This window comes from Azospirillum sp. VT-I1 (assembly GCF_055698305.1).
The window spans coordinates 479,580-500,760 of record NZ_CP168802.1; the positions used below are offsets into that span (position 1 = coordinate 479,580).

General features: G+C 68.4%; 21 protein-coding genes. 13 read left to right on the top strand and 8 right to left on the bottom strand.

Annotated features, from left to right (window positions below):
• Positions 1–13: 13 nt before the first annotated feature.
• From AB8P05_RS16250 to AB8P05_RS16270, 5 genes are all read left to right on the top strand, one after another.
• Positions 14–676: a 3-oxoacid CoA-transferase subunit A gene (locus tag AB8P05_RS16250; RefSeq protein ID WP_472760078.1), complete on the top strand. Its 663-nt coding sequence runs from the start codon at positions 14–16 to the stop codon at positions 674–676.
• On the top strand, positions 669–1,325 hold the full coding sequence (locus AB8P05_RS16255) for a 3-oxoacid CoA-transferase subunit B (RefSeq protein WP_472760079.1): 657 nt from the start codon (positions 669–671) through the stop codon (positions 1,323–1,325). Before AB8P05_RS16250 ends, AB8P05_RS16255 begins: the two co-directional genes overlap by 8 nt.
• Before the next feature lie 131 nt (positions 1,326–1,456).
• Entirely contained in the window at positions 1,457–2,830 is a 1,374-nt protein-coding gene (locus tag AB8P05_RS16260; RefSeq protein WP_455173479.1) for a TIGR00366 family protein, read from the top strand.
• 88 nt (positions 2,831–2,918) lie between these two features.
• Complete coding sequence (locus AB8P05_RS16265; RefSeq protein WP_472760080.1) at positions 2,919–4,094, top strand: acetyl-CoA C-acetyltransferase; 1,176 nt, start codon at positions 2,919–2,921, stop codon at positions 4,092–4,094.
• A gap of 163 nt (positions 4,095–4,257) precedes the next feature.
• Positions 4,258–5,949: a methyl-accepting chemotaxis protein gene (locus tag AB8P05_RS16270; protein ID WP_472760081.1), complete on the top strand. Its 1,692-nt coding sequence runs from the start codon at positions 4,258–4,260 to the stop codon at positions 5,947–5,949.
• Between the two features lie 312 nt (positions 5,950–6,261).
• On the opposite strand, the gene AB8P05_RS16275 is transcribed toward AB8P05_RS16270, so the two are convergent.
• The 7 genes from AB8P05_RS16275 to mdcA are packed head-to-tail and all read right to left on the bottom strand — an operon-like array spanning position 6,262 to position 12,298.
• Positions 6,262–7,191, bottom strand: a complete 930-nt coding sequence (locus AB8P05_RS16275) for an ACP S-malonyltransferase (protein WP_472760082.1) — start codon at positions 7,189–7,191, stop codon at positions 6,262–6,264.
• Positions 7,188–8,063 carry a triphosphoribosyl-dephospho-CoA synthase MdcB gene (gene mdcB / locus AB8P05_RS16280; protein ID WP_472760083.1) on the bottom strand — a complete coding sequence of 292 codons (876 nt, stop codon included), beginning with the start codon at positions 8,061–8,063 and terminating at the stop codon, positions 7,188–7,190. Before mdcB ends, AB8P05_RS16275 begins: the two co-directional genes overlap by 4 nt.
• On the bottom strand, positions 8,060–8,713 hold the full coding sequence (gene mdcG, locus AB8P05_RS16285) for a malonate decarboxylase holo-[acyl-carrier-protein] synthase (protein WP_472760084.1): 654 nt from the start codon (positions 8,711–8,713) through the stop codon (positions 8,060–8,062). The genes mdcB and mdcG overlap by 4 nt, the downstream gene beginning before the upstream one ends.
• Positions 8,714–9,418 (bottom strand): biotin-independent malonate decarboxylase subunit gamma, encoded by a 705-nt coding sequence (gene mdcE, locus AB8P05_RS16290; RefSeq protein WP_472760085.1) that lies wholly within the window; start codon positions 9,416–9,418, stop codon positions 8,714–8,716. It abuts the gene before it with no gap.
• A 3-nt stretch (positions 9,419–9,421) separates the two neighbouring features.
• Positions 9,422–10,309: a biotin-independent malonate decarboxylase subunit beta gene (locus AB8P05_RS16295; RefSeq protein WP_472760086.1), complete on the bottom strand. Its 888-nt coding sequence runs from the start codon at positions 10,307–10,309 to the stop codon at positions 9,422–9,424.
• Positions 10,306–10,641: a malonate decarboxylase acyl carrier protein gene (gene mdcC, locus AB8P05_RS16300; RefSeq protein ID WP_472760087.1), complete on the bottom strand. Its 336-nt coding sequence runs from the start codon at positions 10,639–10,641 to the stop codon at positions 10,306–10,308. Before mdcC ends, AB8P05_RS16295 begins: the two co-directional genes overlap by 4 nt.
• 10 nt (positions 10,642–10,651) lie before the next feature.
• Complete coding sequence (gene mdcA, locus AB8P05_RS16305) at positions 10,652–12,298, bottom strand: malonate decarboxylase subunit alpha (protein ID WP_472760088.1); 1,647 nt, start codon at positions 12,296–12,298, stop codon at positions 10,652–10,654.
• A 362-nt stretch (positions 12,299–12,660) separates the two neighbouring features.
• On the opposite strand from mdcA, the gene madL reads away from it, so the two are divergent.
• The 3 genes from madL to AB8P05_RS16320 all read left to right on the top strand — a co-directional run bounded on the left by madL (position 12,661) and on the right by AB8P05_RS16320 (position 14,657).
• Positions 12,661–13,095, top strand: a complete 435-nt coding sequence (madL, locus tag AB8P05_RS16310; RefSeq protein ID WP_472760089.1) for a malonate transporter subunit MadL — start codon at positions 12,661–12,663, stop codon at positions 13,093–13,095.
• A 5-nt stretch (positions 13,096–13,100) separates the two neighbouring features.
• A complete protein-coding gene (madM, locus tag AB8P05_RS16315; RefSeq protein ID WP_472760090.1) occupies positions 13,101–13,868 on the top strand; it encodes a malonate transporter subunit MadM in 768 nt (255 codons plus the stop codon).
• 84 nt (positions 13,869–13,952) lie between these two features.
• Positions 13,953–14,657 carry a GntR family transcriptional regulator gene (locus tag AB8P05_RS16320; protein ID WP_455173491.1) on the top strand — a complete coding sequence of 235 codons (705 nt, stop codon included), beginning with the start codon at positions 13,953–13,955 and terminating at the stop codon, positions 14,655–14,657.
• Positions 14,658–14,681: 24 nt separating this feature from the next.
• Here AB8P05_RS16320 and AB8P05_RS16325 read toward each other — a convergent pair whose 3' ends face one another.
• Positions 14,682–15,599 carry a LysR family transcriptional regulator gene (locus tag AB8P05_RS16325; protein ID WP_472760091.1) on the bottom strand — a complete coding sequence of 306 codons (918 nt, stop codon included), beginning with the start codon at positions 15,597–15,599 and terminating at the stop codon, positions 14,682–14,684.
• A gap of 180 nt (positions 15,600–15,779) precedes the next feature.
• Here AB8P05_RS16325 and AB8P05_RS16330 point away from each other — a divergent pair, with 180 nt between their 5' ends.
• The 5 genes from AB8P05_RS16330 (at position 15,780) to AB8P05_RS16350 (ending at position 21,178) form a co-directional block, all read left to right on the top strand.
• Positions 15,780–17,315 carry an ABC transporter substrate-binding protein gene (locus AB8P05_RS16330; RefSeq protein ID WP_472760092.1) on the top strand — a complete coding sequence of 512 codons (1,536 nt, stop codon included), beginning with the start codon at positions 15,780–15,782 and terminating at the stop codon, positions 17,313–17,315.
• Between the two features lie 76 nt (positions 17,316–17,391).
• On the top strand, positions 17,392–18,309 hold the full coding sequence (locus AB8P05_RS16335) for an ABC transporter permease (protein WP_472760093.1): 918 nt from the start codon (positions 17,392–17,394) through the stop codon (positions 18,307–18,309).
• On the top strand, positions 18,306–19,229 hold the full coding sequence (locus AB8P05_RS16340; protein WP_472760094.1) for an ABC transporter permease: 924 nt from the start codon (positions 18,306–18,308) through the stop codon (positions 19,227–19,229). The genes AB8P05_RS16335 and AB8P05_RS16340 overlap by 4 nt, the downstream gene beginning before the upstream one ends.
• A gap of 5 nt (positions 19,230–19,234) precedes the next feature.
• Entirely contained in the window at positions 19,235–20,212 is a 978-nt protein-coding gene (locus tag AB8P05_RS16345; RefSeq protein WP_472760095.1) for an ABC transporter ATP-binding protein, read from the top strand.
• Positions 20,213–20,224: 12 nt separating this feature from the next.
• Positions 20,225–21,178: an ABC transporter ATP-binding protein gene (locus AB8P05_RS16350; protein ID WP_472760096.1), complete on the top strand. Its 954-nt coding sequence runs from the start codon at positions 20,225–20,227 to the stop codon at positions 21,176–21,178.
• The last annotated feature ends 3 nt before the right edge of the window (positions 21,179–21,181 follow it).

The window sequence follows — 21,181 nt, forward strand, 5'->3', positions numbered from 1 at the left end:
AGGGAGACGTCGAATGAGTAAAGTGCGAAAGCTGGAAGACACCGTCGCCATGATTCCCGATGGCGCGGTTTTGATGATCGGGGGGTTCATGGGGGTCGGCACGCCGCCCCACCTGATCGAGGAATTGCTGCGCCAGAACAAGCGCGGCCTGACGGTGATCGCCAACGACACCGCCCGCCCGGCCGTCGGTATCGGCCGCCTGATCGCCGCCAAGGCGGTGCGCAAGGTGATCGCCAGCCACATCGGCACCAACCCCGAAACCCAGCGCCAGATGATCGCCGGCGAGACCGAGGTGGAGCTGGTGCCGCAGGGCACGCTGGCCGAGCGGGTGCGGGCCGGCGGCTTCGGCCTCGGCGGCGTGCTGACCCCGACCGGCGTCGGCACCGTGGTAGAGGACGGCAAGCAGCGCATAGAGCTGGACGGCACCGTCTATCTGCTGGAAAAGGCGCTGAAGGCCGATTTCGCCCTGATCGCCGCCAAGCGGGCCGATTACCTGGGGAATCTCGAATACGCGCTGACGGCGCGCAACTTCAACCCGCTGATGGCGATGGCCGCCGAAACGGTGATCGCCGAGGCCGAGGACATCGTGCCGGTGGGCGTCATTCCGCCCGACAGCGTCGTCACCCCGAATGTGCTGGTCGACTGCCTGGTCGCCAAGGAGCATCGCCATGGATGAGAAAACCCTGATCGCCAAGCGCGTCGCGCTGGAGCTGCGGCCGGGCAACCTGGTGAATCTCGGCATCGGCCTGCCCACCATGGTGGCCGCCCATCTGCCGGCCGGCGTCAACGTCTTCTTCCAGTCGGAGAACGGCATCATCGGCATGGCGCCGGTTCCCGAACCGGGGGCGGAGAACGAGGATCTGAGCGATGCCGGCGGCAGCCTGATCGGCGCCGTTCCAGGCGCCGCCTCCTTCGACAGCGCGATGTCCTTCGGGCTGATCCGCGGCGGGCATCTGGACGTGACCGTGCTGGGCGGCCTGCAGATCGACGAGGAAGGCCGGCTCGCCAACTGGATGGTGCCCGGCAAGATGGTGCCCGGCATGGGCGGCGCGATGGATCTGGTCTCCGGCGCCAAGCGGGTGATCGTCGCCATGCAGCACAGCGCCAAGGGCACGCCCAAGATCGTCAAGCGCTGCGAACTGCCGCTGACCTCGGTGCGGCGCGTCGACCTGATTGTCACCGACTTGGCGGTGATCGAGCCGACGGACAAAGGGCTGGTGCTGCGCGAGGTTGCGCCCGGCGTCACGGTCGCCGACGTGCTGGCCCAGACCGGCGCCGAGCTGATCGTCCCGTCTGCCGTGCCGACCATGCCGGTCGCCGCCTGACCGTCGCCATCCGGGCATCGGCCCATTTTGGCATCGGCCCATTTCGATCGTCGGGGAACCGCTGCCCCCGCGCTGCCCGGCTGTCGTGTCCGGCGGCGCGGGAACGGCCCCCCTCGTGCCGGAGATCCGCCATGAGCGTCACCACCGCACCCCCGCCGGCGCCGGACGCCAGCGCCCGCTTCAACCCGATCACGCCGATTTCCCGCGCCCTGACCTGGCTGGTCAGCCGCTATCTGCCCGACCCGCTGATCTTCGCCATCATCCTGACCGTGCTGACCTTCGGCTTCGCCTGGTGGCTGACGCCGAGCGGGCCGGTCGATCTGGTGCGCATGTGGGGCAATGGCTTCTGGAACCTGCTGGCCTTCTCGATGCAGATGGCGCTGGTGCTGGTCACCGGACATGCGCTCGCCAGCTCCGAGCCGGTGCGCAACGTCATGGGACGGGTGGCCTCCATCGCCAAAACCCCGGCCCAGGGCGTCATGCTGGTCTGCTTCGCCGCCGCCGTGACCAACGTCGTCAACTGGGGCTTCGGCCTCGTCGTCGGCGCCATGTTCGCCCGCGAGGTGGCGCGCCGCATCCCGAAATCCGACTACCGCCTGCTGATCGCGTCGGCCTATATCGGCTTCATGACGTGGCATGGCGGCTTCTCCGCCTCGGTTCCGCTGGTCGCCGCGACCAAGGGCAACCCGATGGAGAAGACCGTCGGCCTGATCCCGATCGCCGACACCATCTTCACCACCTACAATGTCGGCATTACGCTGGCGCTGATCGTCGTCCTGCCGCTGATCTGCTGGATGATGCACCCGAAGCCGCATGAGGTGGTGGCGGTCGACCCGGCCCTGCTGAAGCCGGAACCCTCGACCAAGCGCGTCCTCGGCCCCGACGCCAGCCCGGCCGAAAAGCTGGAGGAGAGCCGCATCCTCGGCTTCGTCGTCGCGGCGCTGGGGATCGGCTACCTGTTCCTGCATTTCCAGGCCAAGGGCTTCGATCTCAACATCAACACCGTCAACCTGATCATGCTGGTGGCCGGCCTGATCCTGCACGGCACGCCGATGGCCTATGCCCGCGCCGTCGCCAACGCCGCCCGCGGCACCGCCGGCATCATGGTGCAGTTCCCCTTCTATGCCGGCATCCAGATCATGATGGAGCATTCCGGCCTGGGCGGGCTGATCACCAACCTGTTCGTCGACATCGCAAACAAGGAGACCTTCCCGGTCCTGGCCTTCCTGTCGTCGGGCCTGATCAACTTCGCCGTCCCGTCGGGCGGCGGCCACTGGGTGGTGCAGGGCCCCTTCATCATGCCGGCGGCCCAGCAGCTCGGCGTCGATCTCGGCAAGGCGGCGATGGCCATCGCCTATGGCGAGGAGTGGATGAACATGGCCCAGCCCTTCTGGGCGCTGCCGGCGCTCGCCATCGCCGGGCTGGGGGTGCGCGACATCATGGGCTATTGCGCGACGGCCCTGGTCATCACGCTGCCCATCTTCCTGATCGGCCTTTACTTCTGACCTTCAGAAACCAACCGGCCGCCGCGGTCCCGAACGGGCGCGGCGGCCTTCCTTCCTGCAAAACACAATTGTTCCGGAGGAGTCCTCCATGACCGAGATCGTCATCGCCAGCGCGGTCCGCACCGCCATCGGCAGCTTCAACGGCGCGCTGGCGTCCGTCCCCGCCCATGAACTCGGTGCCGCCGTCATCCGCGAGGCGCTGTCGCGCGCCCACACCGACGCCGCCGAGGTGAATGAGGTGATCCTGGGCCAGGTGCTGACCGCCGGCCAGGGCCAGAACCCCGCCCGCCAGGCCGCCGTCAAGGCCGGCATCCCGGTGGAGAAGACCGCCTTCGGCATCAATCAGGTCTGCGGCTCCGGCCTGCGTTCCGTCGCCCTCGGCTGGCAGGCGATCCGCTGCGGCGACGCCGAGGTGATGGTGGTCGGCGGCCAGGAGAACATGAGCCTGTCGCCCCACCTCATGCATCTGCGCAACGGCACCAAGATGGGCGGCGCCGAGATGCTCGACAGCATGATCAAGGACGGGCTGTGGGAGGCTTTCCACGGCTACCACATGGGCACCACCGCCGAGAATGTCGCCCGCGCCTGGGAGTTGAGCCGTGAACGGCAGGACCTGTTCGCGCTCGCCTCGCAGCAGAAGGCGGAGGCCGCGCAGAAGGCCGGCCGCTTCCGGGACGAGATCGTGCCGGTGACCATCAAGGGCCGCAAAGGCGACACCGTGGTGGACAGCGACGAGTATCCCAAGCACGGCACCACGCTGGAGGCTTTGGCGAAGCTGCGCCCGGCCTTCGCCAAGGACGGCACGGTGACCGCCGGCAACGCGTCGGGCCTCAATGACGGGGCGGCGGCGCTGGTGCTGATGACGGCGGAGAACGCCAAGCGGCGCGGGTTGACGCCGCTGGCGCGCATCGCCTCCTGGGCGACGGCCGGCGTCGATCCGGCAGTCATGGGCACCGGTCCGATCCCGGCCTCGAAGCTTGCGCTTAAGAAGGCCGGCTGGTCGGTGGACGACCTCGACCTGATCGAGGCGAACGAAGCCTTCGCGGCGCAGGCGCTGGCGGTCAATGTCGGGATGGGCTGGGACGAGGCCAAGGTGAACGTGAATGGCGGCGCCATCGCGCTCGGCCACCCCATCGGCGCGTCGGGTGCGCGTATCCTGGTCAGCCTGCTGCACGAGATGGGCCGGCGCGACGCCAGGAAGGGCCTTGCCACCCTGTGCATCGGCGGCGGCATGGGCGTGGCGCTCTGCGTCGAGCGGGGCTGAAGCAGACCCGGCGGCGTGGTTGCAGCCGCGTCCGCGCCGCCATCTGCAACGAACCACCGGCATTGTTCAACGGTCGTGAAGGCTTCCGCCCTTGGTGGCGGGGGATCGATCCGCCGCCGGGAGCCGGTCCGGGCCGAGTGGATCAAGGGGAAGGATTGGGAGCATGCGCATCTCTGAACTGCCGTTGCGGTGGCGCATCGGATTTCTGGCGTCACTGGCGATCATCGCTGCAGGACTGACGGCAGCAGTCGGCGGCTACTTCGTCAACCGCGCGCTGGTCGAACAACGGATGAACAGCGTCCGTTTCATCGCGCAAAGCGGCAACAGCATCGCGGAACGCTTCTACAGGCTGGCTCAGGACGGCGCTTTGGGCGAGGAGGAGGCCAAAGACCGCGCCAAGACGGCGATCGGCGCCATCCGCTATGCCGACGGCGAATATCTGTGGATCTGGACCTCGCAGATCGTCAGCGTGATGCACGCCAACCCGGCTCTGATGGGCAAGAGCGGGGCGGAGATCCGCGACCGCAACGGCGTCTATGTCATCCGCGAGGCGGTGCGGGGTGCGCTGGCTCCGGTGCCGGAATTCGTCTCCTACGAATGGCCGCGACCCAACGATCCGAAGGGACCGACCTACGAGAAGCTTGCCTATTCGGTCCATTTCAAGCCGTGGGACTGGGTGATCGGCACCGGCGTCTACACCGACGACCTGCGCTCGGCCTTCATCGGCATGATTTCGGTGTTCGGACTGGTCGTCGCCGGGATCTCCTGCCTTGCGCTTCTGTTGGGTTGGGCGGTTGCCCGCAGCGTGACGCGCCCGCTGTCGCGCGTGCATGGAGTCATGCTGCGCCTTGCCGACCATGATCTGGATGCCGAGGTGCCGGAACGCGGGCGGCGGGATGAAATCGGCGGCATGGCGCGCACGCTCGAGGTCTTCAAGGAGAACATCCTGCGCAACCGGCAGATGGAGCAGGAGCGCCGCAGCGCCGCCGCCCGGGCATCCGCGGAAAAGCGGGAAGCGGTGTTCGATCTGGCGAACCGGTTCGAGAGCCGGGTCGGCCGCATCGTCGACCAGCTCGGCCGGTCCGCGAAGGGTTTCCAGGAAACGGCGTCGCACCTGTCCGCCGCGGTTCAGAAGGCCGAGCAGGAGTGCACGTCGGTGGCTTCTGCCTCCGAACAGGCGTCGGTCAATGTCCAGGCCGTCGCATCCGCCGCCGAGGAGATGTCGACGGCGATCCGTGATCTGTCGGGACGGGTGGCGCAGGCGGCCCAGCGGTCGAAGATGACCGCCGAACGGGCGGAGCAGGCCCGCAGTCATATGGACGCGTTGTCGACCGCCATCGAGCAGGTGGACCAGGTCGTCGCATCCATCAATGCGGTCGCCTCGCAGACCAATCTGCTGGCTCTGAACGCCACCATCGAGGCAGCGCGCGCCGGTGAGGCCGGCAAGGGCTTTGCCGTGGTCGCGAGCGAAGTCAAGAATCTGGCCAGCCAGACGCATGCGATGACCGAGCAGATCGGGCAGCAGATCAGCACCGTGAAGGCCGCGTCCGATAGGACGGTGGAAGGGATGCGCGCGATCATCGGGCAAATCGAGCACATCGACCAATCGGCCGCCGAGATGGCGGCCTCCGTCGGGCAGCAAAGCGCGGCAACCGACGAAATCAGCTGTAATGCTCAGCAGGCGGCGATCGGAACCAATGACGTTTCACGCAGCGTGGTCGACATCCGAAAGGCCGAACAGGAGAGCGGAATAGCCGCCGGGCAGGTCATGCAGTCGGCCGACGCCTTGGCCGCCGACGCCGACTTGCTGAAACATGAACTCGATGCCTTTCTGGCGGAGATCCGCGCAGCATAGCAAGGGGCACCGCTCGCACAACCCTTCCCAGATGTGCTGCCATCTGATCTCCGCCACCGGGTACCGCGCCACTCGAGCTCACGCCTTCAGCGCTTGGCGCGAGGTGACCGGCCTCGCCCAGACCGCCTGAACCATCAAAACGCAGGTTGTTCAGAGCCTCGGATCCTCAGCCGACCGTGAAGTTGACAGTACCGCCGTGCGGGCAGCGCATCCATCTCCTCCTGAGTGGAGGTCATCCTCCACGTCTGTCCCACGGTTGCGAGCAAGATGGCACGAGGGCTGACGGTTCATCTCGGACCCATACCGTTAACCTCAGCCGGCGGAGCGGCCGAGCTGCCGCTCCACCCAGGTGACGGCACCGGGCAGGCCGCGGAAATCGGCGGCGGCGCGGACGGGCAGGCCTGGGTATCGCTCAGCTGCCATACGCGCCAGCGCATTGCCGGGGCCGATCTCCAGCAGGACGGTGCAGCCCATCTCGATCAGTCCGTCCAGGCAGGCGGCCCAGGAGACCGTCTCCGTCATCTGGCGGGTCAGCGCCGCGACCGCCCGCTCGCGCGTGTAGACCGGGGTGCCGTCGATGCCGGCCAGCACCGGAAGCGGCGGAGCGCGCAGGCCGCTCGCCGCCAGGATCGGCGCGAACCCCACCGCGGCCGGTGCCATCAGGCGGGTGTGCGAGGCAACGGTGACCGGCAGCGGCGTGACCGCGGCGCCCAGCGCAATGACTGCCTGCTCTACCGCGACCAGCGCCGTCCTGCGCCCACCGACCACGAACCGGTCGGTGCCGTTCTCGATGGCGATGTCGGACTCACAGTCGCGGCAGACCGCCGCCAGCCGCGACCGGTCGAGCCCGCGCACGGCCAGCAGCCCGCCGGGCTCAGGGGCGGCGCCGTCCATCGCATCCGCCCGCTTGATTGCCAGCCGTATTAGCTCCTCCGCATCGAGCGCACCGGCGACATGGTAGGCCGACAACTCTCCCAGGCTGTAGCCGGCGACCGCCCGCAGCGGCGGCAGATGGGGGCGCAGGGCGGTCCAGGTCGCCGCCTGGACCGCGCAGAGCAGGGGCTGGGCTATGGCGTTGCGCTGCATCTCCGCTTCCGGCCCGGCGACCAGCGCGCGCAGGTCCCGCCCCATGATGCCGGCGGCCCGGTCGAGTACCGCTTGCGCCGCCGGCTCCCGCCGCAGAAGGTCGAGCATGCCCGGTCCCTGCCCTCCCTGTCCGGAACAGAGAATGCCCAGGCTCATGACCAACCCTCTTGCAAGGCATGGACGAAATGCGCCGCCGCCAGCATGTCGGCGCTGCCGCCCGGCGACAGGCGGCGAGCGATGCAGGCGCGGTGCAGGGCCAACGCCTCGGCCCGCCAACCGGCCTGGAACACCCCGCCGCGGTCAAGGAAGCGGCGCGCTTCGCCCCGGACGAAGGCCAGTCCGGCGGGACCGCCGCGGTGCAGAAGATTGGTGTCCTCCAACTCCGCCATCAGGGTGAACAGGGTCTGCACCAGCGCCCGTTCCGGACCGGCGCCGTTTGTCAGCGCACTGTCCAGCGCCGGCACCGCGAGTGTCAGCAGCGTCGGAAAACCGTCGGCCGCCTCCTGCCGGGCGCCGCGGGCGCCATAGCGCTGAATGGCACGGCTGCCGTGGCTGACGGGAGCCTGCGGCGCGGCAGCTAGAATCTCGGCACCCCACAGAACGGCAACCGTTTCGCCCAACGCCGCCCCGCGCAGCGTCAGGCCCCGCCGCATCCGCCAGCCCGCCGCCGCGGCGAGGAAGCCGATGCCGAACACTGCCCCCCGGTGCGTGTTGATCCCGCCGGTGGCCGCCAGCATCCGGCGTTCGGCCGCAATGCCGAGGTTGCGCAGGGTGGCGAAGCCTTCTCCCGCGGCACCCGCGGCGGCGATGGCGCGGAAATAACCGCGCAGGGCGAACAGGCTGCGCAGGAAGGTCCCCATATCCATGTCGTCATGGCTGCCGCTGTCGAGCGGGCTGACCAACCCTGGCTTGGGGTGCAGAGCCAGTTCCGCGTAGAGCGCACGGACCGCCGTCCGCCCGATCATGGCTGCGAGCGGGCCGGCGGCATCGGCCGCAACCGGGATGAATGCGGCGTTGCTGCGGATCATGCCGGGTCCTCCTGGTCGAACAGCGCAAGCACTGACGCAAGGTCACGCAAGCCCAACTCCGCCGGTCCCTTCACCAGCAGGCGGGCCGGCCGCGTGGCAAGCTCCCGCCACGCCACGGCCGCCCCGTCCGGCAGCAGGATTTCGCCGTCCAGGCGGGGGGTGCCGTCACCAAGTTCCGCCAGCAGGTCCAACAGCCGGTCCAACTCCCAGCGGTCGGACGGTGCGAACAGCAGGTCGACATCGGAGGCCGGACGGACATAGCGCAGCCCGGTGCGGTGCTGCCAAGCCAGCGAGCCGTAAACCGACGCCTGCGCTCCCACCGCCTGCGCCCGCCGTGCCAACTCCGCCAGCATCGGCTGCCAAGCCGGCGGGGCCGATCCCACCGCCTCGGCCAGCGGCGGTGGGTCCAGCCGGTCGGCGACCGCATCGGCCGCCACATGCAGGCCGATCCGCCGCTTGTCCGGCGTGGCGAGCCCCAGCCGCAGCTCCCCCGCCGCATCGCCCGGCTGGCTGCGCGCGATCACCAGCGGCCGGTTGGCCCGGCACCAGGCCTCGACCTCCGCACGCTCCTGCCCGTCGAGGGGGAACGCAGGGAGGCTGCCCAGCCATCCCAAAGCCGGACCCAGCCGTGGCGCGGCCAATGGGCGCATTCAAGCTGCATCGCGCCGCACCCGGTCGGCCACCTTGCGGGCAAGCTGCCGGCCGCCGCGCTCTTCCCCCAACTCTCGGCGGGAATCGCCATCCACCGGCGCGGCCAACGCCTCGGCAAGACAGCTGGCGAGGTCACCGTCCCACAGGCCGGCGATGGCGCCCATGCGGCGGTAATTCTCCACACCCGGCGCGAAGACCGGAGACGACGCGCTCAGCTCCGTCAGCCGTTCCAGCGGGATCTTGGTGACGCGGGACATCGCCGGCAGGTTCATCACCCGGATCTCGGCGTCCGGCAGGGCATAGCAGCGGTCTGCCAGCAGGCTGGTGGCGAGGAAGCCGCCGCTGACCGCCTGCCCATGGACCAGCCCCAGCACCCGGTGGCCGTTGCGCCTGGCAAGGTCGATGCATTTGGCCAGATGCGCCATATAGCCGTTGATGCCCAGCAACTCGTCGCGATGGCTCAGCCGCTGGCCCTGGGTGTCGACCAGCAGCAGGATCGGTCGGCCGGGATGGCGGCGTACCACCTCCAGCACCGCGCCGGCCATGCGGAAGGCCAGTTCGATGCCGATCGGCGTGTTGTCGATCGTGCCGATCACCGCCACCTCGGCGCCATAGACCCGGCCTGTGCCGTCGAAATACACGCCATCTGCGGCGATCTCGTGCCCGTCCGGGAACAGCCGGGCCAGAAGAGTGGTCAGATCCATGGCTCAGGCCCTCCGGTCGCGGACGGTGGCGAGGAAGGCGGCGGTGTCGAGGATCGGCAGCTTTTCCGGCTCCTCCACCCCCAGGCGCTCCCAGATGTCGAGCGCGTCGCGGCAATCGCCGAACCGCTCCAGCCGGCTGCCGAGCGCCGCATGCTCCGCCTCCAGCGCTGCCAGCGACAGGTCCGGCCCAGAGTCTGACAGTCGGTCCAGCAGCGCCAGAGCGGCAGCACGGAAGGCGGCGACATCGTCCTCGACCAGACCGGCGGCCTCGCCCAGCAGATAGCGGTGCTTGCCGCCGACGGTGCGCCAGACCAGCGCGCGGTCGCGGCTGTCGAACTCCTCCACCCCCATGGTGGTCTCGATCACCTCGGGGCCGGACAGGCCGAGCCGCCCTTCCTCGCTCATCACCACGGCGTCGCACAGGCGCGAGACGATGCCCATGCCGCCGAAGCAGCCGAAGGTGCCGCCGTCCAGCACGATCACCGGAATCCCGGCGGCGCGTACGGCCAGCACAGCGCGCATCACCTCCGACACCGCGATCAGCCCGGCATTGGCTTCGTGCAGCCGCACGCCGCCGGATTCGATCAGCAGGAGCACGCCGTCGGGACGCGTGTCGAGCGCGCGTTCCAAGAGGCCGGTCAGCTTGGCGCCATGCACCTCGCCCACCGCACCGCCCATGAAGCCGCCTTCCTGCGCGGCGACCAGCACGCGCCGACCGGCCAGACGGCCTTCACCGACCACGATGCCGTCGTCGAAGGCGGCGGGGGTGTCGAGCTGGCGCAGGTGCGGGCTGACCACCCGTTCGGTCGGCGGCAGGATCTCGGCGAAGCTGCCGGGGTCGAGCAGCCCGGCGAGACGGCCACGGGCGCTGTCCTCGTAATAGCTGCTCATGGCCAAGATACTCCGGGTTGCGATCCTCCGGCGAAGGCGTCGAGCGCCTGGTCCAGCCGCAGGCCGACCACGGCCGGGGTGGCGCCGACATCGTTGATGGAGATGCGGACATCCGCCAGCGGATGGCGGGCGAAGACATCGTCCAGCACCGCCTGCCATGTCGCACCGAAGCCGACCGCGGCGGTCTGCACCTCGATGCGGCAGAGCCCGCCGAGCGGCGCCGGCTCCACCAGAACCTCCAGATTGCCGGAGCCGACGACGCCCACCAGTACGGACGGCGGCGGAGATGCGGTGGGTCGGCCGCCGCGATATTCGTAAGTCAGGGTTTCCATGGGTTTCGGCTCACCAGTTGCGGAAGCGCTTGGGCGGGTCGTACAGGCCGCCCGATGCACGCACGAGATCCTTGATCGACCGCGCGGCCAGCAGGTCGCGGGTCGCCATCCGCTTGTCGATGCCCAGATCCTCGGCCCGGCGGATGACGCCGCGGTCGCGGAGATTCTCCACCATGCGGCGGTCGCGCCCGCGCCCGACCGGGGTGTAGCCGGCGACGCCGCGGATCGCCTGTTCACGCTCCTCCGCCGTCCGGCAGAGCAGCAGGTTGGTGATGCCCTCCTCCGTCAGGATGTGGGTCACGTCGTCGCCATAGATCATCACCGGCGGCAGCTCCATTCCGGCGCTCTCCGCCAGTTCCCAGGCGTCGAGCCGGTCGACGAAGGCCGGCTGCATATGCTCGCGGAAGGTCTCGACCATTTGGACGACCAGCTTCTGGCCGCGCGGCATCCGGCCGCCGCCCTCCCGCGCTTCGCGGCCGGCCTTCAGCCAGGCCGGGCTGGCATGGCGGCGTCCGCGGGCGTCGGCCCCCATGTTGGGCGCGCCGCCGAAACCGGCGATGCGCCCCAGCGTGGCGGTGGAGCTGTTTCCGGCGAGGTCGATCTGCAGGGTCGAACCGATGAACAGGTCGCAGGCGTAATGGCCGGCCGCCTGACACATGGCCCGGTTGGAGCGCATGCTGCCGTCCGCCCCGGTGAAGAACACGTCCGGCCGCGCCCGGATATAGGCCTCCATCCCCAGCTCCGAGCCGAAGGAATGAACGCTCTCGACGAAGCCCGCCTCGATGGCGGGGATCAGCGCCGGGTGCGGGTTCAGTGCCCAGTGCCGGCAGATCTTCCCCTTCAGCCCAAGGAACTCCGCGTAGGTCGGCAGCAGCAGCTCGATCGCCGCGGTGTCGAAGCCGATGCCGTGGTTCAGCCGCTGCACGCCGTATTCGGCATAGATGCCCTTGATGGCCATCATCGCCATCAGCACCTGGATTTCCGAGATCTGGGCCGGATCGCGGGTGAACAGCGGTTCGATGTAGTGCGGCGTCGGGCTCTGGATGACGAAATCGACCCAGCCGCCGGGGATGTCGACACGCGGAACCGTGTCTACCAGCTCGTTCACCTGGGCGATGATGATGCCGCGCTTGAAGGCGGTCGCCTCGACGATGACAGGCGTGTCCTCGGTGTTGGGACCGGTGTAGAGGTTGCCGGCGGCGTCGGCCGCCTGGGCGGCGACGAGGCTGACCCTGGGCGTCAGATCGACGAAATAACGGCCGAACAGCTCCAGATAGGTGTGGATGGCGCCGATGGCGATCCGCCCGTCCGCCACCATGCGCGCCAGCCGCGCGCCCTGCGGGCCGGAGAAGGAGAAGTCGAGCTTCGCGGCGATGCCGCGCTCGAACACGTCGAGATGCTCCGGCAGGGCCAGCACCGACTGCACCATGTGCAGGCCGTTCACCCGCGCCGGATCGACCGAGGCGAGGGTGCGGGCCAGGAAATCGGCCTGCTTCTGGTTGTTGCCCTCAAGGCAGACGCGGTCGCCCGGTTCCAGCACCGCTTCCAGCAGCGCACGGGCGTCGGCGGTGGCGACGCGCTTGCCCTCCGTCGTCAGGCCGGCGGCGCGGGCCAGCCGGGCGTCCCGGTTGCGGCCCTGCAGATTCCAATCGCGCATGGCGGTCAGTCCCCGCGATGCCGGCGGGCCGTCGGCGCGCACACTCCGCGCCCGACAGGCTGGCGGTTGACCTGTGCGGACATGCTGTCCCTCCCTCTCGCTTGCGATGTGAACGCCAGCTTGCCGTATCCAAACCAGCCGGTGAAGGCAAATTTTGTATACGCGGAGAAAAAAACATCGAGCGCGGAATACGCGTTGCGGAGAAGACCGGTTTGCCGTATACCGTAGTGACGCAAACAATCTTTAAGTCGAGCAATCCGTGCCCGAAGGCGAAAGCCGCGGACGGGCGCCGGCTGCCGCGTTCTCGGCAAACCGTCACCATGCCCCCTTGGCGGGCTCAAGCAACGGAGAGGAGAAGGACCATGGTCGTCTATGGTGTCGCCCTGCTGTCGGCCTGCATGCTTGCGGGGCTGGTGGTCGGCGATCTGCTGGGCCTCCTGATCGGGGTGAAGGCGAATGTCGGTGGCGTCGGCATCGCCATGCTGCTGCTGATCCTGTTCTCGGACCATCTGAAGCGGACGCTGCGCATGAACGCGCTGGCCGAGCAGGGCATCCTGTTCTGGAGCGCGATGTACATCCCCATCGTCGTCGCCATGGCCGCCCAGCAGGACGTGGTCGCGGCGGTGAAGGGAGGTCCGGCGGCCCTGCTGGCCGGAGTGCTGGCGGTGGTGCTCAGCTTCGCGCTGGTCCCGGTGATCGCCCGCATCGGCCAGCCCGCTGACGAGCACAATGGCCGGCGCACCGACATGAGCCAAGCCGATGCCGCCTGTGCGGTGCCCCTGAAGAGTGGAGAGTGACCGCCATGTTCGACGTCCTGACCGATGTCCTCGTCAAGAACGGCCTGCTGACCGCCTTCGCTGTCGTCGGCGCCACCATCTGGGTGTCCTACTGGCTGTCGCGCGTCCTCACCAACGGACGGCTGCACGGCTCGGCCGTCGCGATCATGATCGGGCTGGCGCTCGCCTATGCCGGCGGGGTCTCCACCGGCGGCCATAAGGGGCTGGCCGACATCAAGCTGCTGTCCGGCATCGGCTTCATGGGCGGGGCGATGCTGCGCGACTTCGCCATCGTCTCCACCGCCTTCGGCGTGAGCTTCAACGAGATCCGCAAGGCGGGCTTGAGCGGCGTGGTCTCGCTGTTCACCGGCGTGCTGCTGTCCTTCGTCGTCGGGGCGGCGGTGGCGCTGGCCTTCGGCTATTCCGACGCGGTCAGCATGACCACCATCGGGGCCGGCGCCGTCACCTACATCGTCGGCCCGGTGACCGGTGCGGCGTTGGGGGCGAGTTCCGACGTGATGGCGCTCAGCATCGCCGCCGGGCTGGTGAAGTCGGTGCTGGTGATGATCGGCACGCCCTTCATGGCGCCCTACATTGGGCTGGACAACCCGCGCAGCGCCATGGTGTTCGGCGGGTTGATGGGCACCACCAGCGGCGTGGCGGGCGGGCTGGCCGCCACCGATCCGAAGCTGGTCCCCTACGGGGCGATGACCGCGACCTTCTACACCGGTCTCGGCTGCCTGATGGGTCCGTCGGTGCTGTTCATCGCCACCCGCGCGCTGATGGGTGCCTGACCGCGCTGCTCCCGGGCCTCCTCTTCCACCGGCGGCGAAGCCTGTCTATCCTGTCATCCGGCGCCCCGCCCCGGAGATCGAGCCTTGGATCAGTATGACCCCCAACTCCCCGCGTCCGAGACCGACGTCGCCCCGGAGGAGAAGAGCCTGCTCTCGGACGTCATCCGGCTGGCCCTGGCCGACGAGATCGCGACCGGCCGGCTGAAGCCTGGCACCCCGCTGGACGAGCAGCAGATCGGCCAGCGGTTCGGCGCCTCCCGCACACCGGTGCGCGAGGCCCTGCGCCAGCTCGCCACCACCGGCATGGTGGAGGTGCGGCCGCGGCGCGGCGTGGTCGTCGCCACCATGACGGCCGAGCGCATCATGGACATGTTCGAGACGACGGCGGAGATGGAGGCGATGTGCGTCCGCCTCGCGACATACCGCATCACGCCGGTCGAACGCAGCCGGTTGCAGACCATGCATGAATCGTCGGCCGAGATGGTGAGGGGCGGCGATCTCGATGCCTATGACGACTTCAACCGCCGCTTTCACGAGGCGATCTACCAATCCACTCACAACCAGTTCATGGCCGAACAGGCCGTCGGCATCCGCGCCCGCCTCTCGGCATTCCGTCGCACCCAGCTGCGCCACGGCAACCGGTTGGCGACGTCGCACGCGGAACACGGCGCCATCCTGGATGCGATGGCCCGCGGGGATGGCGAAGAGGCTGCCCGCTGCATGCGCGCCCATATGCTGAACGCGAGCTGCGCGCTGACCCGCTACATCCAGGAACTGGACCTGACCTGACTGGGGGGCGGTTCCCGGATCTCCTCAGAGCGGCGGTTCGGCACTGTGGCCCAGGCGCTTGATGATGCCGGTCAGGTGGGTCGCAAAGGCATACACCGCCTCCGGCAGATGGCGGCCGAGCATGGTCTGGATCTGGTAATAGCGCTGGTCGAGGGTGGGTGAATCGATCGGGACCGACGCCACCGGATGGCCAACCGTGCTGGAATGGACGGTGAAGGGGCTGGCGATGGTGATGCCGCCGCCTTCCGCGGCGAAGGCCCACAGCCCGGCGATGTAGTTCGAAACCAGCACCGGTTCGATCTCCACCCCGGCCAGCCCGCAGGCGATGTCGAACAGCTGCCGCACCGTGGTGTCCTTCTCCGGCAGTGCGATCGGTTCACGGGCCAGCTGGGCCAGCGACAGAACGGGCCGCCCGGCCAGCGGGTGGTCCTTCGCCATCACCGCCAGAACCGGCGCGCGGCCTTCCCCCATTGCCCTCACCCCCGGTTCGGGAGCGAAGGAGAAGGTGGCGCCGATGTCGACCTCCCCCTCCCGCACCATGCGGGTGACGGCGGCCGGCGCGACGACGCGCAGCTCGACGCGGATGCCGGGATGGCGGTCCCGGAAGCTGCGGATGGCCGCTGGGATCAGGCTCATGCCGAACCCTTCGGTCGCGGCGACGCGCACCCGTCCGCTGGCCAGCCCGCGCAACCGCTTCAACTCGGTGACGATGGCCTCTTCTTCGAGGAACACGCGCTGGGCGTGGCGGGCGAGCAGGTCGCCGGCATAGCTCGGCACCATGCCGCGCGGTCGGCGTTCGAACAATTCCACGCCGAGATCGGCTTCGAGATGGGCGATCTGCCGGCTGATGGCGGAGGAGGCGACATGCAGCCGGGCCGAGGCGTCGGCGATCGAACCGGTGCGGACGACCTCCAGGAAATAACGGAGCGCGGTGGCGTTCATGGCGATCCCCCTGGCCGGCGCCGATTTGCTATTCTGACGGAAAATCAGCAACAATGATTATGTCGTTGCCAACTTAGCAACGGTAACTTCCAACTATTATAATTGCGGCATGCCAATCTGCACAATACCGTGTCATGGCTAACTTTCGTGCAAATGGACCCTCTTGGACGGAGTTCGGACATGGCGCCCTTTGCGTACGGTAAGTCGATGATGTTTGCCGCCGCGGCGGTCGCGGCCCTGGCACTTCCTTCGGTGGCTCTTGCCAACAAGGCGAACGACACGCTGGTCTACGCCTCCGACAGTGAGCCGGAGAACATCAGCCCCTATCACAACAACCTGCGCGAAGGCGTCATCATCGCCCATCTCGTGTGGGATACGCTGATCTACCGGAACCCCAAGACCGGCGAGTATGAGCCGGAGCTGGCGACCTCGTGGAAATGGGTCGATCCGGTCACGCTGGAACTTTCCTTGCGCAAGGGCGTGACCTTTCAGGACGGCTCGCCCTTCACCGCCGACGACGTGGTCTTCACCTTCAACTACGTTCTGACGCCGGAAGCGAAGGTGGTGACCAAGCAGAACGTCGAATGGATGGCCGGCGCCGACAAGATCGACGATTACACGGTGCGCATCCGTCTGAAGGGCCCGTTCCCTGCGGCGCTGGAATATCTGTCCGGCCCGACGCCCATTTATCCTGCCGCCTATTTCAAGAAGGTCGGGCTGGACGGCTTCTCCAAGGCGCCCATCGGCACCGGGCCCTACCGCATCACCGCGGTGGAGAACGGCAAGGGCGTGATGATGGAGAAGTACAAGGGCTATTTCAAAGACAGCCCGCTCGGCCAGCCCGCCATCGGCAAGATCCAGTTCCGCGTCATCCCCGACGGCGAGACCCGCATGGCCGAACTGATGACCGGCGGCGTCGATTGGATCTGGCGCGTGCCGAAGGATCAGGCAGAGCAACTGAAGACGGTGCCGAACCTCACCGTTCTGTCGGCCGAGACGATGCGCGTCGGCTTCCTGCAGTTCGACTCCGCCGGCCGCACCGCCGCCGATGCGCCGATGAAGAACGAGAAGGTCCGTCAGGCCATCGCCTATGCCATCGACCGTCAGGCGATGGTCAAGAATCTGGTGGGCGAGGGCGCGCGGGTGATGAATTCCGCCTGCTTCATCGACCAGATCGGCTGCACCGACGACGGCGTTCCGCGTTACGACTACAATCCGGAGAAAGCGAAGAAGCTGCTGGCCGAGGCCGGCTATCCGAACGGGTTCGAAACCGACCTCTACGCCTATCGCGAGCGCGAATACGCGGAGGCGGTCATCGGCTATCTGCGCGCGGTCGGCATCCGCGCCAACCTGCGGTTCCTGAAATACGCCGCGATGCGCGAAGCCGCCCGCGCCGGCAAGGTGCCGCTGCAGTACCAGACCTGGGGCTCCTTCTCGGTGAACGACGCTTCCGCCTTCACCGGCGTGTGGTTCAAGGAGAACGAGGACGACATGAGCCGCGACCCCAAGGTCAGGGCTCTGCTGGAGAAGGCCGATACGACCACCGACAACGCGGCGCGGAAGGACCTCTACAAGGAGGCGCTGTCGATGATCGCGCAGAAGGCCTATCTGCTGCCGCTGTTCTCCTATCCCAGCAATTACGCCTTCACCTCCGACCTCGCCTTCACCGCACAGCCGGACGAGCTTCCGCGTTTCTTCACCGCTCACTGGAAGTGAGGCCGCGGCGGCGGGCCGGCATGGTTGAAAGCCGGCCCGCAGCGCCTCTTCGCACGCTCCTTTTCAGGAGACCGCCATGCTCGCCTTCCTGCTTCGCCGGCTCGCCGTGGCGCTGTCGGTGGTGCTGACCGTATCGGTCATCGCCTTCCTGCTTCTGCATCTGTCCGGCGACCTCGCCACCGACCTCGCCGGTCCCGAGGCGTCGCCCGAACAGGTGGCGCAGGTGCGGGCAGAATATGGCCTGGACCGGCCTCTCGCCGTCCAGTACGGCCATTGGCTGGCCGGGGCCGTCCGCTTCGATTTCGGCCAGTCCTTCTATTTCCGGGAATCGGTGGCGTCGCTGGTCGGCGACCGCATTCCGATCACTCTGAAACTCGGCGCCATCGCGCTCGGCCTCGCCCTGGTCTTCGCCATTCCGCTTGGGGCGCTGGCCGCCGTGAAGCGCGGCAGCTGGTTCGACCGCGCGGCGCTGGCCTTCTGTGCGCTGGGGCAGGCGGTGCCGACCTTCTGGCTCGGCCTGACGCTGATCATCGTCTTCTCGGTCAATCTGCGCTGGCTGCCGGTTTCCGGCAACGCGACCTGGAGCCATTATGTGCTGCCGTCGGTGGCGCTCGGCTGGTACGCCATTCCCGCGGTGATGCGGCTGACCCGCAACGGCATGCTGGACGTGATGGCGTCCGACTATATCCGGACGGCACGCGCCAAGGGCCTGCGCCCAAAGACGGTGATCTTCAAGCATGCGCTGCGCAACGCGGTGGTGCCGGTGGTGGCGCTGGCGGCGGTGCAGTTCGGCTTCATGCTCGGCGGCTCCATCGTGGTCGAGGCGGTCTTCTCGATGCAGGGGCTGGGGCAACTCGCCTGGGAGGCCATCGGGCGCAAGGACTTCCCGGTCGTCCAGGCCATCGTGATGCTGCTGGCCACGATCTACATCCTGCTGACCCTCCTCGCCGACATCCTCAACGCCTGGCTGGACCCAAGGATCCGCGTCGCATGAGCACCACGAGCGCATCCAGTGCCACCGCCACGGCCGCCGGTTTCGACGCCGTTCCGGTCCGCCGGTCACCGCTGGCCCGCTTCACCAAGCGGGCGGGGCGCCACCCCGGTTTCATGGCCGGCGCCTTCATTCTCGCCGTCATCCTGGTGATGTCCATCGGCGCACCGCTGTTCACCGCCCACGACCCCTATGCCCAGGACATCTCCAAGCGGCTGATCCCGCCGATCTGGCACCCCAAGGGCACCTGGGAGCATTGGCTGGGCACCGACAAGCTGGGGCGCGACTACTTCGCCCGGCTGCTCTATGGCGGACGCATCTCGCTGATGATCGGCGCGGCGACGGTGCTGCTGTCCGGCGCCATCGGCACGGCGCTGGGCGTCGCCGCCGGCTTCTTCGGCGGGCGGGTCGACATGGTCATCGGCTACATCATCAACGTGCGCCTCGCCCTGCCCGTGGTGCTGGTGGCGCTGGCGGTGGCCGCCCTGGTCGGCACCTCGCTGAACACGGTCATCGTCGTACTGGGACTGCTGCTGTGGGACCGCTTCGCCGTGGTCGCGCGGTCGACGACGCAGCAGGTCGCCCACGCCGATTTCGTCGCGGCGGCCCGCGCCATCGGCTGTTCGACGCGGCTGATCGTGTTCTCCGAAGTGCTGCCCAACATCATCAACCCGCTGATCGTGGTCGCCACGCTGGAGATGGCTCATGCCATCCTGCTGGAGGCGGCGCTGTCCTTCCTCGGGCTCGGCGTGCAGCCGCCGCTGCCGTCCTGGGGCCTGATGATCTCGGAGGGCAAGCAGTACATGTTCTTCAGCCCCTGGGTCATCACCATCCCCGGCGTGGCGCTGGTGGCGCTGGTCCTGGGCATCAACCTTCTGGGCGACGGCCTGCGCGACGTCACCGCCCCCGACAACCGGAGCTGACGGCCATGCCCCTGCTCGACGTCGACAATTTGACCATCCAGATCCCCACCGAGGCCGGACTGCTGAACGCCGTCAATGGGGTGTCCTTCGCACTGGAGCGCGGCGAGACGCTGGCCATCGTCGGCGAGAGCGGGTCGGGCAAGTCGCTGACCTCGCTGGCCCTGATGGATCTGCTGCCGTCCAGGGCAGTGCGCAAGGCGCGCTCCATGCGCTTCGACGGCATCGACCTGATGGCGGCCGGCCAGCGCAGGATGGAGGATCTGCGCGGAGACCGCATGGCGATGATCTTCCAGGAGCCGATGACCTCGCTGAACCCGGCCTACACCGTCGGCGACCAGTTGGGCGAGGCGCTGCGGCGCCATCGTCCGGTCAGCCGGGCGGTGGCGCGGGAGCGGGCGGTGCATCTGCTGGAGCGGGTCGGCATCACCGCCGCCGCCTCCCGCCTCGGACAATATCCGCACCAGCTGTCGGGCGGCCTGCGCCAGCGGGTGATGATCGCCATGGGGCTGATGTGCGAACCGGACCTCATCATCGCCGACGAGCCGACCACCGCGCTGGACGTGACGATCCAGGCGCAGATCCTGATGCTGCTGCGCGACATCCAGCGCGAGTTCGGCATGGGGCTGATCCTCGTCACCCATGATCTGGGCGTCGTCGCCCGCGTCGCCACCAAGGTGGCGGTGATGTATGCCGGCCGGCTGGTGGAGACCGGCCCGGTCGAGGCGGTGTTCGGTGCCCCCAGCCACCCCTACACCCAGGGTCTGCTGCGCGCCATCCCGGTCCCCGGTCGCACCCGTCCGGGCGAGCCGCTGGGCACCATTCCGGGGCAGGTGCCGAACCTGATCGGCCCGCTGACCGGCTGCGCCTTCCGCAACCGCTGCGACCACGCCACCGACGCCTGCGCCGCCGCCATTCCGGAACGCGACCTCGGCCCGGGCCACCGCATGGCCTGCGTGCTCGACCCCGTCGCCACCGCCGCTTGACCGGAGAATGACATGACCGTTCCGGTGCTCGAACTCGAAAACGTCACCAAGGTCTATCCGGTGCCGCAGGGGATGTTCAAACCCAGGGCGATGCTGACCGCCGTCGGCGGGGTGTCCCTGACCGTCGCCCGCGGCGAGGTGCATGCGCTGGTCGGCGAAAGCGGATCGGGCAAATCGACGCTGGCGAAGATGCTGCTGGGCCTGACCAAGCCGACATCCGGCGAGATCCGCATCGACGGCGTGCCCATCGCCAAGACCGACCGGCGCGAGGTGGCCCGGCGCATCCAGCCGGTGTTCCAGGACCCCTATTCCTCGCTGAACCCGCGCAAGTCGGTGGCCGACCTGATCGCCCTGCCGCTGGTCGCCCACCGCATCGGCACCTCCGAAAGCCGGCAGAAGAAGGTGGCGGAGATGCTGGACGCGGTCGGGCTGCCGCGCCGGATGATCGACGCCTATCCCGGCCAGATGTCGGGCGGCCAGCGCCAGCGCGTCGCCATCGCCCGCGCACTGGTGATGCAGCCGGACGTCCTGATCTGCGACGAGCCGACCTCGGCGCTCGACGTGTCGGTGCAGGCGCAGATCCTGAACCTGCTGATGGACCTGAAGCGCGAATTCAAGCTGACCTACTTCTTCATCAGCCACAACCTCGCGGTGGTCGAGCATCTGGCCGACCGGGTGGCGGTGATGTATCTCGGCCGCATCGTCGAGGAACGCGGGCGCGAGGCGCTGTTCACCCACGCCAGCCATCCCTATTCCCGCGCGCTGCTCGATTGCGTGCTGACGCCCGATCCGACGCTGGGCATGCCCGACACGGTGATCGCCGGCTCCTTCCCCAACCCGATAGCACCACCGCCCGGCTGCGCCTTCCACCCGCGCTGTCCGCGCGCCACCGACCGCTGCCACGCCGAAGCGCCCGGCCCCATGCCGGTCGCCGACGGTGTCGCCGCCTGCCATCACGCCAATTGACGA